Here is a 13,440-nt window from a genome sequence, read left to right as displayed (position 1 = left end):
AACTTATCCTTCCCATCTTATTCATTTAACGTGACTGTTGCGGTTTGTACATCGCGACTATTTCCACCAATCATTACGATAAATTCACCTGCATCACTGGTTACCTGATTATCTGAATGAACATAGCGCACCATATCCTCTGAAAGAAGAAACTGAACTTCTTTTTCTTCCTTTGGTTCCAGCCAAACTTTTTGGAAATCTTTTAACTCTTTAATTGGGCGAACCACTTGTCCCACCAAATCACGTACATAAAATTGCACGGTTTCCTCTCCAGCGATTGGACTGTCATTTCTTACTAAAACAGAGACCGTGATTGGTTGTTCTTTGGTAAACGTTAATGCACTTAGTTGAATTGGTTGATAAGAGAAATGACTATAACTTAAGCCAAATCCAAAGGGATATTTAGCGTAATTAGAGACATCTAAATATTTAGAAACATATTTTTCTTCTGGTGCTGACTCATAAGGACGCCCCGTATTGTCGACATTGTAAAAAATTGGCACTTGACCAACCGTTTCTGGAAACGACATACTTAAACGACCACTTGGATTGTACTGTCCCCACAAAATTTCTGCTAGCGCATTGCCCCCTTCTGTTCCAGGTTGCCAAGCTTGCACAATTCCTTTTGCAACATCTATCCCTTGTAAATCTAAGGGCCGGCCACTGTAGACCGTGACAACAACATTGGGATTTTTCTCAATAATTTGTGCCACTACTGCTAATTGTTTTTCGGGTAGACGAATATCACTGCGACTGGCAGCTTCCCCACTCATCCAATCTGTTTCGCCTAGTGCCACTACTACTTTATCTGCTTGACTAGCTAACGTTAAAGCCTCTTCAATGGCCGCCGCGGTCGGTTCAAAGTAATCAAAGGGTTCTTGGGCAACTAGAAGATTTGTGGTTAATTTTTGGGCACCAGCCACGAGGGAAACGGCTTCTTCTTTCTTTCCTTGCCATGACCAAGCCCCTAAAATATCTTGTGATTGGGCCCCTGGGCCGACAAGCGCGATTTTTTCTTGCGGTGTAAAAGGCAAAATATTTTCATTTTTTAAAAGAACCATTGATTTTTGAGCAATCTTTTTAGCTATTTCTCGATGTTCTTTGCTTAAAATCACTTCTGCTTCCGCTTGTTCATCCGCACCACGATAGGGATTTTCAAATAAGCCTAGCTCATTTTTTAGTTTTAAAATTCGCATAACTGCTTCATCAATAAGTGTTTCAGCAATCCGGCCTTCTTCAAGTAATTCTTTTAAATAATCTGGATAACACGTGGTCATCATTTCAATATCTACACCAGCTTTGATAGCCAATTCTGCTGCCTGTTTTTCATCTTTGGCAACGCCATGAGGAATTAATTCTTTAATCGCTCCCCAGTCTGAAATCACAACCCCTTCAAAGCCAAATTCATTTCGTAATACGTCTCTAAACAGCCATTGGTTGCCTGTAGCAGGAATCCCATCCACTGTATTGAAGGACGTCATGACAAGTTTTGCACCCGCATCTAATCCAGCTTTATAGCCAGGTAAATACATTTCTCTTAGCTGCCGTTCAGACATATCTACCGTATTATAATCCCGACCAGCTAAGGCACCACCATATGCCGCAAAGTGCTTCACGCACGCGGCTACTCGCCAATTGTCCTCTTTTAAATTTTCTCCTTGGTAACCTCTAACCATTGCAGCAGCTAAGCGACTGTTGAGTAATGGATCTTCACCTGTTGACTCCATGACACGTCCCCAACGTGGATCGCGCACTAAATCAACCATTGGTGAAAAGGTTACATGTAATCCTGAAACAGCAGCTTCTTTTGCTGAAATCTCCGCCATTTTTTCAACCGCTGCTTCATCCCAAGTGCTTCCTAAAGCCAAAGGAATCGGAAAGATGGTTCTGAAACCATGAATAATATCCGCCATTAAAAGTGTTGGAATATTTAATCGATGATTTTGCATATATTCTTTTTGAACACGTTTTGCTTCATTTGCACCAGAAACACCCAATGTTGTCCCCGCCGTATCAATCGTTTCTTGACTTAGTCCTAGCTCTGACATAGGGCCGGTCTTTTCTTCTGCTTTATCTGAATAAAACGCTGCTGCTAATTGTAATAATTGATTAATTTTCTCATCAATTGTCATTTCTTCGACTAATTGAATCAGTTGATTTTCTTTCATACTCTCACCTTTCTTCAATACATACTTCTGCTTCTAAAGGAAAATGGTCGGAGGGAAAACGTCCATCGATACTATCTGTTAAACTTGCGGTTTGCTGTACTTGCCAACCTTTTACATAAATATAATCAATTTCTTCTAATTCCGCCCAAGGTTTTGTATAAGTAAAATTTTGAAATGTTCCTCTTGGTCCATAATGAGTAGCTAAATTTTTGCTATCTTGAAATTTTTTTTGAACAAGTTGATGAACCTCTTCCCCCGACTCTGCATTAAAATCGCCCATTAATAAAGTTGGATACTGTGCAATTTTGTCATGTAACTCCTCTAAGATAACGGTCATTCCTGCTAAACGAGCATGAGCTGAAATATGATCCAAATGAACATTGATGACTAAAAAAGGCGTATTTTGAGTCGTTTCCTTAAATAGTCCCCACAAAGCAATTCTTGGACAGCCAGCTTCAGGATGGATACTTGGCTGCTGAGGTGTTTCAGATAACCAAAAATACCCTGTATCAATAGCCTGAACTTTTTGTTCGTTATAGAGAATCGCTAGTCCTTCTCCTTGACCATCCCCTTCTCTTTCCGCAGAAAGACAGGTGAATGTTGTATACGCCTTTAAATCCCTGACTTGATTCGGTCGTACTTCTTGAATACAACAAAGGCTCCAATCATGAAAATTGATTAACTGACAAACAGCCTCTTTACGAAAAGACCATTGCCAATCTTGGTCATACTCTGTATCTACCCGGACATTATACGTAGCTATTTTCATTTTTAACCTCCTGCAATAGTTGTTGAATTTGACGCATCTCACGACGGATCTGGGTTGTTTCACCGCCACCATGGCCTTTTTTCCAATACACTCTGACTGCTTTTCTTGCCTTTATCTGATGATAAGAAGGGAAAAAATCTTTCATTGGACATATCGGATCGTGACTCCCAACAGAAGCAAAGACTGGATTTTTAATTTGCGAAACAAAGTGACGACTATCAAAATAAGGAAGAACCGCGGCAATTTTTTCATGCGCTTGAGGATGCTCTTGTAAGTACTGATGAATAATTTGATACGACCCCGTTCCTTCTGCTACTCGATTTTCTAAACAAGAATGACTTGGAACATCTGCAAAAGTAGCTAAAATCGGGAAGTCGACTAAACTGTTCACCATTAACACTACGCCACCCCCTTGGGAACCACCACGAAGAATGATTTGGTCCTGATTAATTTCAGTAAAGGTCCGCACCACTTCTACGCTACGTAAATGGTCGGCAAACAAGCGGCGTTGGTACCAATCTTCTTTGTCTAGAAATCCTCGTCCCATTGGTGCTTCATGCCAAATTGTTTGATATGGCACACGATCTTTGGTTAATCCCCCTTGACCTCGATTATCAATGACAAAACAAGCACAACCAATTTGTGTCCAATGAGCAAATTGCCAAGGTTCTTGAATATGATTCATATAGCCTAAACAATCAATCACTATTGGCTGTTTCCTCGCCGTTTTAGGAAGTAACAAATAGCCAAAGATGCGCTCACCTAGGAAACTTAAAAAGTCGACCTGTTCCACTTGAACATTTTCCAATGGATAGTCAATGACCCGCCGATGGATATTTAGCGGTATTTTTTGAAGTTCTTCCTTGGTCTTTTGCCAAAACTCAAAATACTCATTCATGTTCCACACCTAACACTTTCTGAAAAAACGCAACTTGAAGAAAAGCCGTTGTCCCGAATCCTAACGCAATATATAAAAACAAATTAAGCTTATAGAAAAAAACAAACGTTAAAAGAGGTAAAATAAACAAAATAATCGCATTGGCACTATTACTTAAGACCACATAAACCGTCTCACCTAGTGTCTTTTTAACGGACCAATTAAAAACGGAAAAGAGAAAAAGAAAACTCGTCAAAAATAATGCAACAAAACTTAATAGAAAAATAGCTAAGAAACCTAAACTGGTGGCTATTTTAAATAAACTTGTTACGGCAATACCGCCTAGTAAAAAAGCAACGAACAAGACACCTGTTAAAATAAAACCTCGCATGATATTATTTTTTAACGCTGTCCAAAACGTTCGTAAAACAGGAATATCTTTTTCACGATACAAACGATAAATCGTTCGATACAACGCAATTAAGCCGACACCGCTAAAGATGCCTGTTATACAGGTAATTAAAAAGAGAAAATTAATAATGATCAAGTTGGCAATAAAAGAAAAAATCCGATAATACCAACCTTCATATGCAAATAGCTTATTCATATTAAAAGAGAAAAGCGGATTTCTCGTTGCTTTATCCGCTTTTCTCTCCTCCTCTCTTACTTAAGTTTGTCTCTGTTTTCTGCCATTTTCTCAGATTTTATTTTTTCAATTGCATCCCATTTATTTGATTTTAAGAATGCTTTGTAGTCTTCTAAAGATTTGTCAAAGGCTTTATCATCTTTCGCACGAATCATTGAAATAACGGTTGTATTTAGTTTGGTTTCAATCGCTTCATTCGCCCGAGCTTCCGGCGTTCCTGCATCTGGATTAATATTTTCAATTACGAAATGTGGGACTAATTTTCCTTTGCCCCATTCTTGCATTTGCGTTAAAGCACTTTCCATTGGCACTTTTAGTTTATTGACACGGTCGTTGTTAAAGTATAGGAAACGACTAATGCCATATTTTTTGTTATAGGCATCATTGTCTGTTTGTTCTATTTTTTTCACTTCTGGTAAATAATCAATTTTCCCTTGATCATTGTACGCATAAGTAACTCCTTCAACGCCATATTTTGTTAAAATTTGTCCTGGTTCATCAATTAAATATGTGAATAGTTGAGTGACTTTCGCTGGATCTTTCGCATCTTTCGTAATGTAATTACTTAACCCACCTGAAATGCCGGTTTGATTTAATGTTGGTTTTCGGCCAGAAGTACTACTTGGTCCATCAATGGCTATATAACGTGTGCCAGATTTTTTCATAAATTCTGTAAAGTTCCCACCTTGACCACTGGTTCCAGCAACGAGCATGGTTGCATAATTTCCTTGTTTCACTTTTTCATCAAACGTCGCCCCATCATCTGTGAAGCTATCATCACTAATATTGCCTGCTCGGTAAACATCATTAAATGTTTTTAACCATTCTAAGTATTCTTTATCTAAATTTCGATCATAGTATTTACCATTTTTATCCTCTAAAGGAACACCTAAGAAGTCTTGTAATTTGTCTAAAAATGGTCCTGCACCATCGCCCACTGTGGTGAAGCCCATTGGGGTCATCTCAGGATATTTTTCTTTAATCTGTTGCATGACTTTTTCAAAATTTTCTGGTGTTGAAACGTCTGGCTTGCCTAATGCATTATAGACATCTTCACGAATAACAAAATTATCATTTACTGGGATATTTCCACTTTCATAATCCGCTTTTGTATTAGAGTAATTAGGGTAACCATATGTTTTTCCATCCTCTAAGGCATACCATTTAAACGTATCTTGGTTAACAACTTTCATTAAATAGGGGTCATATTTTTTAGCTAAATCGTTTAAAGAATAGGCCCAAGAATCTGCTTTCAATGCTGCTTGTCCAGTTTTTTCAGTTAATGTCACGATATCAGGCATATCTCCACTTGAAATCATGGCATTTAATTTTGAATCATCGCCGGAAATAAATTCAATATCCACATTTAAATCTTTTTTAATCTGCGCAGTGGTCACATCTTTTCCAAAAGGCAATGCCGTCCAATCTGAGTTAATATACCATTTAATCTTGGTCGGTTCTTTCTTCTTATCTAACTTCCAAGCAGGCGTCTTTTCATCTAATTCATACCGATCCTTAATTGAGACATCTGAGCTAGCTTTCTTTTCCCCACCGCTACATGCCGCTAAACTAACGACCGCCGTTGCCACCAATAAACCGCCTAAAACTTTTTTCATATTGTTCCCTACTTTCTTTATTCTTTTACTGCACCGGCCATTATACCGCCGATAAAGTGTTTTTGTAGTAATGGATAAATGATTAAAATTGGTATCGTTGTAATGACAATTGTTGCCAGCTGAACACCACGTGTCGTTGCCTGCACCACCATATCTGTACTGCCGCTCTCTGTCATGGTACTCAAGTTTGATTGAACAATAATTTCATAAATTTTCATCTGCAATGGATACAGATATTCTTTGGTAATATATAATTTCGTGGTCATAAAGTCATTCCATTGACCAACCCCATTAAATAAAATAATGGTGGCTAATGCCGGTTTTGTTAAAGGTAAAAAGATTTTATAAAAAATTTGAAACTCACTGGCGCCGTCTATTTTGGCGGATTCTTCTAAAGATGGTGGAATTTCTCGGAAAAAGTTCATTAAGATAACTACATCATAATAGCTAAATAAAGCTGGAATGATATATACCCAGAAGGTATCTAAGAGTCCTAATGACTTAATCAAAAGATACGTGGGAATCATGCCCCCACCAAAGTACATTGTAATGACACCCATCGTTGTATAAATATTACGCCCGACTAGTCTAGATTTACTAAGTCCATAGGCGACAATCGCACAGAACAGTGTATGCGTCGACGCACCAATAACTGTTTTTAAAACAGAAATCAAAAACGCTCGCGGAATGCTACTATCCGAAAAAACTTTCCGATAATTTTCTAGCGTAAATCCTTTCGGCCATAAAACCAAGCCTTTACCAGCTAAACCCGAACTTGACGAAACTGAGGAAACTAAAATATTCCAAATTGGCACGATAATTAATAAAGAAAACAACACAAGAATTAACGTATTGAAAAAGTAAAACCATTTGTTTTCTTTTGATTTTCTTTTAATCACAGCTGTTGCCTCCTTTATAAAATAACCGACCGACCATTGTTCATTTTTCTAGTAATGCGATCTGTAATGACTAATAAAACAATTGAAATAACAGAAATCCCTAAACCAACTGCCGTCGCATAAGAAAAGTCCCCTTGCGTTAGCCCCATACGATAAACAAATGAATTAATTACTTCTGATTTGTTTTGGTTTTGAGCATTCATTAAAACCAACGTTTGATCTAAGTTCGATCCCAATAAACCGCTAACATTTAGAATTAAGTTCAACGAAATAATCGGCGCTAATAAGGGCAAAGTAATCGTTCGGATTTGTGTTAATTTTGAAGCACCATCAATTCTCGCCGCTTCATAAAACGTTGGATCAATGCGAGACATGCCAGCAAGATAGAGAATCGTGCCCCAACCTACTTCTTTCCACAAATCAGAAAGAACAGCAATCCACCAATACTTATCAGGATCTAACAGATGATTGACGCCCTGATTCATTAAGCCTAACGACATCATGACTTGGTTGATAAAGCCATTTGTTGAAAGCCACGAAATCAACATCCCGCCTAAAACGATCCAAGAAAAAAAGTGCGGAATATAAGAAATCGTCTGAATCACTTTTTTTAAATGTCCATCTCTCATTTCAAAAATCATTACTGCTAAGATAATCGGAATAGCGAATCCTAAAAAAAGTTTCATTAAACTAATCGCTAAGGTATTACGAACTGCTTCCCAAAAAAAACTATCTTCCATAATGATTCGAAAATTTTCAAGTCCAACCCATGGTGCAGAAGAAACCGTGTCAACAATCGTATAATTTTTAAAAGCAATGATAATTCCATAAATTGGAATGTAGTTAAAGACAATCATGAATGCTACACCCGGAAGTACCATCCAATGCAATTGCCGCTGATCATAAAACTTTTTTAGTTTTTTCATAAGCAGGTTCCTCTCTTTTTAGTGAAACGTTTCTACAAACAGATTATACATTCACTTCAAACAGTTGTAAACCCTTACATTATGGTTTTATTTAAAAATAACAGCATTAAAAAGCGCTATAGACCATTTATAAAGAAATTATTTTCCCTGCTTCTTTTTCCATAAAAATACTCTTTTCTAGATATTTTAAAGCATTTTATAGAAACGTTTCACCAAAATATGAACATCTTTTTCTTAAAAATAATTCTGTTAAATAACAGAAAAAAGTCTGGTCAATCCGACCAGACTTTTTAAATATAGATAGTAAAATGTGTAATTTCAGGGATCACTCCAAAACGGGCATGAATGGCGGTCGTTCCTAAGCCTGTATTAACATATAGTTGCGTTTCTTGGTCCAACTGATACAATCCTCTGGTATACTTTTCTGCTAAAACATTTGTGATTGGATAAAAAGGAATCCAAATTTGTCCGCCATGGCTATGTCCTGCTAAAACTAACTGTGTACCCGTGCCAACAAATGCATCCGCGACATCTGGTTCATGGGTCATTAATAACGCATAGTCATACGTTTCTCGATAGGATAATGTTTCTGAAACGGAAGGATTTCCTAATAACGAGTCATCTAAACCACCAATAAAAAGACGGCGTCCATCTGCTAGGGTTACTGTTTCTCCTTGGTTTTTCATAACGGTAAAGCCACTGGCCTCCATGACTTCATCATACACCGCAGAAGCACCGCCACCATAATCATGATTTCCCCAAACTGCATATTTTCCAATTGTCGCTTGCAACTGTTTTAATTTTTCAATCATCGGTTCCTTTTGTTGCGGATTTTTGGCATAATTGTCAAATAAATCACCTGTAAAAACGATAATATCTGGTTTTTCACGATTGACTTTTTTTATGACTTTATCTAACCGCTTCGTCTCATAAAATTCTGAAACTTGTATATCCGAAAGTTGCACAACATTCAATGGTTCTCGTTGATTTTTCTTTCCCAAAGTCACCTGATTAACGTGAACTAAATTCGGCTCAATCTTCCACGCATAGATTGGGAGTGCGATAATTAAGAAAAAAAATAAGAGCATTATACTTAAACCAATTTTTTTAACCACATCACTCGCTCCTTTCTTTTCTTTGATTTCCGAAGACTTAGTATAGAGAAAAATCTTCTTAACCACAATCTAAAACAAAGGAAATTAAGGCTTTGTTAAACAACCTAAAGAATTTCCACAATCTCTTATCCTTTTCTTAGCTTTTTTATAAAAAAAGCTAGATAATTTCATCTGTCGATGAAATTATCTAGCTAGAACATTCTTCTCTTAATGATGATGTTTTCGAAACGTTTGATAACCAATTAAGCAAATGCATGTATCCTAATAAAGTGGACACATTTTTTGGTATACTATTAAATAAATAGACAGAAATTTTGAAAGGAATTTTTAATATGGTAAATAACAGAAAATCACCACGTAAATTTGACGAAGAGTTTAAAAAATCCATTGTAAAACTTCACGAAAGTGGTAAAACTCAAAATGCTTTAGCTAAGGAGTACGGCATTGCTCTTTCTTCAATTGCTCGTTGGGTCAAACAATATTCCAAAGTAAAAATTGACGATGACACGATCCTTACGGCCCGTCAAATCAAACAGCTACAAAAACGAAATGCGCAACTCGAGGAGGAAAATTTAATCCTAAAAAAAGCGATTGCCATATTCACGCCTCGCTTGACGAACGATTAAAAGCCATACACATTCTTCGATATGAACACAGTATTGTTACACTCTGTCGTGTACTCAAAGTCAATCGTTCCACTTATTACAAACGCTTTTCTGGAAAAGTAGCCCCAAGAACAAAAGAAAATCAACACCTAAGAAAAGTGATTTTAGAAATTTATACTTCTTCTCAAAAACGTCTTGGCGCTGCAAAAATCCGCCAGATTCTTTTGCGTGATTATGGCATTTCGATTAGTATTGGTCGTGTTTATCGCTTGATGAAAGCAATGGACCTCCCAAAAATGTCTACAGTAAAGCCTGTTTTCAAAAAAAGGAAAAACAAGGTTTCTTTGACACGGCCAAATCATCTAAACCAAGCGTTCAATCCACCTGCACCAAATCAAGTTTGGACAAGTGATTTTTCTTATATCCCCATCGGTAAGAAAACATTTGCGTATTTGTGTGTCGTTTTAGATTTGTTTTCTAGAAAAGTAATTGCTTGGACCGTAGGATCAACGATTGATACAAAACTAGCCATTCAAACATTAGAAAAAGCACTTCATTCTCGAAAATTAATGAATCCTGTTCTTTTTCATACAGATCAAGGGTCTCAATATACCTCTTTTGAATTTAGAAAGTTTATAGAGCATCATCCGATTGTCCATTCTCTTTCAAAACCAGGTTATCCGTGGGATAACGCCGTTACCGAAGCTTTTTTTAAATATATGAAAAAAGAAGAATTAAATCGCCGTTCATTCCATTCAATCGAAGAAGTACGTTTGGCTTGTTTCGCTTACATTGAAGGATTCTATAACACCAAACGTCCTCACGGAACATTAGATATGCTTACACCAAATGAAAAGGAGGCTCTTTACTTTGAATGTCTTTAAGTATCTTCTCTTTTTGTGTCTACTTTATTGACATCTATCCACAGATTGAGAAATACTTCTCAATCTGCTTACTTCTCTAAAAGCTATTAAATGTAACATACAATTAATTTAGTGTATTGCTCAAATTCCAAACAATCTTTCCATCATACTTTCCTGCTGCGACATCTTTAGGTTGGTTAATTCTTAAAGAAACTCCTCCTAAACTGTAATCGTAAATTGCATCATGGGTAACCGAACCATTTGCACTCATTATTGGTTTCGGAATACTACCAATCACCACATTTGAATAGCCAGTTACCTCACTAGTTGGACAATCTGTTAAATTACTTTCTTGGTTCATTTGACCGTTAGTACTATTCTTTTTAACCGCTCCCCCTGTTGTCTGTATTTCTGCTGTTAACGGGGTCCCTGTCCATTGCAACTGTGCTGATAATGTCCATCCTCCTAATTGATTTCTTCTATCTCTCACTGCTACATGAAAGTTCCCTGGAATCGCAATACTTTGAACATCTGTTTCATTAGACAATTTCCCTTGTACACTGAATGCTTTTGGTACATAACTAATTCCATATTCGCTTGAGGGTAATACAGTTTGATCCCCATCTCCTGGGGCAGTTATATCAAAGAGGTATTTGGCTTGATAAACACGCTCTTTTACTAACTCTTCACTAGTAGAGATCTTATCCCCATCCCATCTTAAAAATTTAGTAGTAGGATCTACTACTGTAGGTTTTAAATCTTTTTTAAAAGCTTCAAATGAGGTAAGCTCTAGCTTTGTTGGGTCCTTTTCTAACATGTTAAAATAATACTTTTCTTTGGTTTCAACCGTGCCAAAATACCCATTATTTCCCGCAACAAATTTGGGGCCTCCAGGATAACGATTTTTTGTAGTTCCTTGTATCAGTCGGTCATCATTTCCTAAAATTACTAAGGGCGTTTTCTCATTATCATTATCCATCTGAAACATTGCAGAGATATTAGCTGTAGAAGGAATGTTCCAATTCCTCGCATCGAAAAACTGTAAATTAATACTATTACCAAACATCCCTACTGTATCTGTTACTGAACTCATATCTAGTTTACTTACATCTAAATTTGTTAAAGATCTACACCCCCAAAACATAGCCTGCATATTTGTTACTTTTCCTGTATTAAAAAATTGAGGGCCTAACTTTAAATTAGCTAAAGCATAGTTTGCATTAAACGTTCGATTCATAGTTATTACATTTTCTGTATTAAAACCACTTAGATCCAAATTTGTTAAACTGGTACAATAATGAAACACAAAGTCCATATTTGTAACATTTTCTGTATTAAAACTGCTTAAATCTAGACTTGTTAAACTGGTACAATAAGCAAACATTTGCCTCATGTCTCCCACCTTGTTTGAATTGCGCCAAGCTAATTGATTATTATCTATATTTACTAAGCTCTTACAATTTTTAAACATAGAAGCACAACTAGTATTAGAACACATATCTACATCAGTAAATCCCTCAATGCTTTTCAGAGAAGTACAACCCTCAAATAAAGAGGCCATGCTCGTAACGTTTTGAGTAGATTGCGGTACTGTACCACCTATATTTTCCGAATTTATACCTAGCTTCACTGTTTCTAACTTGGTACAATTTTTAAACATTCCTTCCATATTTGAAGCACTCGTCCATGAAAATAGAGATAAATCTACAGTTTTTAGAGAGGAATATTTAGTGAATAAATGACTAAAATCAATCCTCTTACCTATGCCTCCGTACATAAAAAAGATATCAGAGCCATCTAAAATAAAATCAGTAATTGACGAAGCATTTGAATAATTTTTTATTGAGGACCAAAAATTTGGATCTAATTCTACAGTTACGATTTTTGAACCATATTTAGCCTTGCGAGGAACTCTAATCACTCCATTATCATCTTTTTTTATTCCTGTTAAAACATATATGTTATAATAGGAATTATAAGTATAAGTATAATGCTCTGTTAAATAACTTTCTTCAACAGTTCGCTGATCTGTCATAGAATTTTCTTTTGAAACACGTTCAGTATTTGTGTCTGTCGTATCAGGTTCCTGGTTAGATCCCTCATTTTTTTCTACACTTGATTCTTCAGTAATTCCCGTCTCTTCTTGCGCGGCTTCTGTCTCTGGTGTGGAAGTGTTTGTCTCTTCTGACATCGTTTCTTGTTGGGAGTCTTCTAATTTTTCAATCGTTGACTGCCCAGTTGCTTCATCTATAATTTGATTTACTTCTTCTGTTGGAACCGTTTTATCCGCCGGTTCTTCTACTGCTAATACTGCCGGCGCTATAAACAGGTTTCCTAAAAGAACTGTAGATAAAATACCACTTAATACTTTCAACTTTCTCTTCCTTTCTAATTTTTTCCTTTAGCTTACAGCTGATTATTAATCATAAATAAGTAGACTACGCCTAATACAATGACACCCATTGTTTCTAAAAGAACTACCCCATTTAAATATAAATTTTTCTTTTTTTGCGGAGGATATGAAAGTTGTTCTTTATAGTCTCTAAAAAAGAGATAACTATTCAAAATAAGTAATATCATACCCGTTACCAATAAACAAATTGCAGGAGTATACATTATTCCTCCTCCTTTCTGTTTTTAAAGTAATAAAGCAGATAACTACAGCCAACCAGTAAAAAACCTAAAAAAGAGAAGAACATCGTTCTTTGTTCATTTGTCTTTGGCAAACGTTGTGACGTAGTAGGTTTCACAATGGGACTATAAACCGGCGTTTCTGATGCTTCCCCTTCATGTCCTGGCAATGCGCCAGAAGAAATGGGGCGTACCAGTGTAATAGATATTGGGGTATTGCCTGTTGAGAGCTTGGTTTCTTCCGCAAAAACAGGACACGCACTATTTAGAAACATAAAGCTCCCTAACAGACTTCCAATCACTAATTTCTTCATCATTTTCTATT

Annotated in this window: 12 protein-coding genes; 1 reads left to right on the top strand and 11 read right to left on the bottom strand. The window is 36.5% G+C overall.

The window, feature by feature from the left end; all coding sequences use genetic code 11:
* Positions 1–17: 17 nt before the first annotated feature.
* The 8 genes from IGJ63_RS04920 to IGJ63_RS04885 all read right to left on the bottom strand — a co-directional run bounded on the left by IGJ63_RS04920 (position 18) and on the right by IGJ63_RS04885 (position 9,082).
* On the bottom strand, positions 18–2,168 hold the full coding sequence (locus IGJ63_RS04920; RefSeq protein ID WP_101731864.1) for a glycoside hydrolase family 3 N-terminal domain-containing protein: 2,151 nt from the start codon (positions 2,166–2,168) through the stop codon (positions 18–20).
* 4 nt (positions 2,169–2,172) lie between these two features.
* On the bottom strand, positions 2,173–2,937 hold the full coding sequence (locus tag IGJ63_RS04915; protein WP_002365532.1) for an endonuclease/exonuclease/phosphatase family protein: 765 nt from the start codon (positions 2,935–2,937) through the stop codon (positions 2,173–2,175).
* Complete coding sequence (locus IGJ63_RS04910; protein WP_101731863.1) at positions 2,918–3,835, bottom strand: acetylxylan esterase; 918 nt, start codon at positions 3,833–3,835, stop codon at positions 2,918–2,920. The genes IGJ63_RS04915 and IGJ63_RS04910 overlap by 20 nt, the downstream gene beginning before the upstream one ends.
* A complete protein-coding gene (locus tag IGJ63_RS04905) occupies positions 3,828–4,421 on the bottom strand; it encodes a DUF624 domain-containing protein (protein WP_002371283.1) in 594 nt (197 codons plus the stop codon). Before IGJ63_RS04905 ends, IGJ63_RS04910 begins: the two co-directional genes overlap by 8 nt.
* Positions 4,422–4,477: 56 nt before the next feature.
* Positions 4,478–6,076 (bottom strand): sugar ABC transporter substrate-binding protein, encoded by a 1,599-nt coding sequence (locus IGJ63_RS04900; RefSeq protein WP_101731862.1) that lies wholly within the window; start codon positions 6,074–6,076, stop codon positions 4,478–4,480.
* Between the two features lie 17 nt (positions 6,077–6,093).
* Positions 6,094–6,975: a carbohydrate ABC transporter permease gene (locus tag IGJ63_RS04895; RefSeq protein WP_438746023.1), complete on the bottom strand. Its 882-nt coding sequence runs from the start codon at positions 6,973–6,975 to the stop codon at positions 6,094–6,096.
* A gap of 14 nt (positions 6,976–6,989) precedes the next feature.
* Entirely contained in the window at positions 6,990–7,901 is a 912-nt protein-coding gene (locus tag IGJ63_RS04890; protein WP_002382199.1) for an ABC transporter permease, read from the bottom strand.
* 290 nt (positions 7,902–8,191) lie between these two features.
* Positions 8,192–9,082, bottom strand: a complete 891-nt coding sequence (locus IGJ63_RS04885; protein WP_002384670.1) for a metallophosphoesterase — start codon at positions 9,080–9,082, stop codon at positions 8,192–8,194.
* Positions 9,083–9,348: 266 nt separating this feature from the next.
* Here IGJ63_RS04885 and IGJ63_RS04880 point away from each other — a divergent pair.
* Positions 9,349–10,505 (top strand): IS3 family transposase gene (locus IGJ63_RS04880; RefSeq protein ID WP_438746022.1). Its coding sequence is split into 2 segments (ribosomal slippage): positions 9,349–9,607 and positions 9,607–10,505, totalling 1,158 coding nucleotides; the frame shifts between segments, so codons are not numbered across the junction.
* A gap of 103 nt (positions 10,506–10,608) precedes the next feature.
* On the opposite strand, the gene IGJ63_RS04875 is transcribed toward IGJ63_RS04880, so the two are convergent.
* The 3 genes from IGJ63_RS04875 to IGJ63_RS04865 are packed head-to-tail and all read right to left on the bottom strand — an operon-like array spanning position 10,609 to position 13,432.
* Positions 10,609–12,858: a BspA family leucine-rich repeat surface protein gene (locus IGJ63_RS04875; RefSeq protein WP_438746021.1), complete on the bottom strand. Its 2,250-nt coding sequence runs from the start codon at positions 12,856–12,858 to the stop codon at positions 10,609–10,611.
* A gap of 32 nt (positions 12,859–12,890) precedes the next feature.
* Positions 12,891–13,100 (bottom strand): hypothetical protein, encoded by a 210-nt coding sequence (locus IGJ63_RS04870; RefSeq protein WP_070363810.1) that lies wholly within the window; start codon positions 13,098–13,100, stop codon positions 12,891–12,893.
* Complete coding sequence (locus IGJ63_RS04865) at positions 13,100–13,432, bottom strand: LPXTG cell wall anchor domain-containing protein (RefSeq protein ID WP_227301284.1); 333 nt, start codon at positions 13,430–13,432, stop codon at positions 13,100–13,102. The genes IGJ63_RS04870 and IGJ63_RS04865 overlap by 1 nt, the downstream gene beginning before the upstream one ends.
* Positions 13,433–13,440 lie beyond the last annotated feature (8 nt).

Source organism: Enterococcus sp. DIV1375a, from assembly GCF_051712205.1.
GTDB lineage: Bacteria > Bacillota > Bacilli > Lactobacillales > Enterococcaceae > Enterococcus > Enterococcus faecalis.
This window is presented reverse-complemented; position numbering and strand designations above follow the sequence as displayed.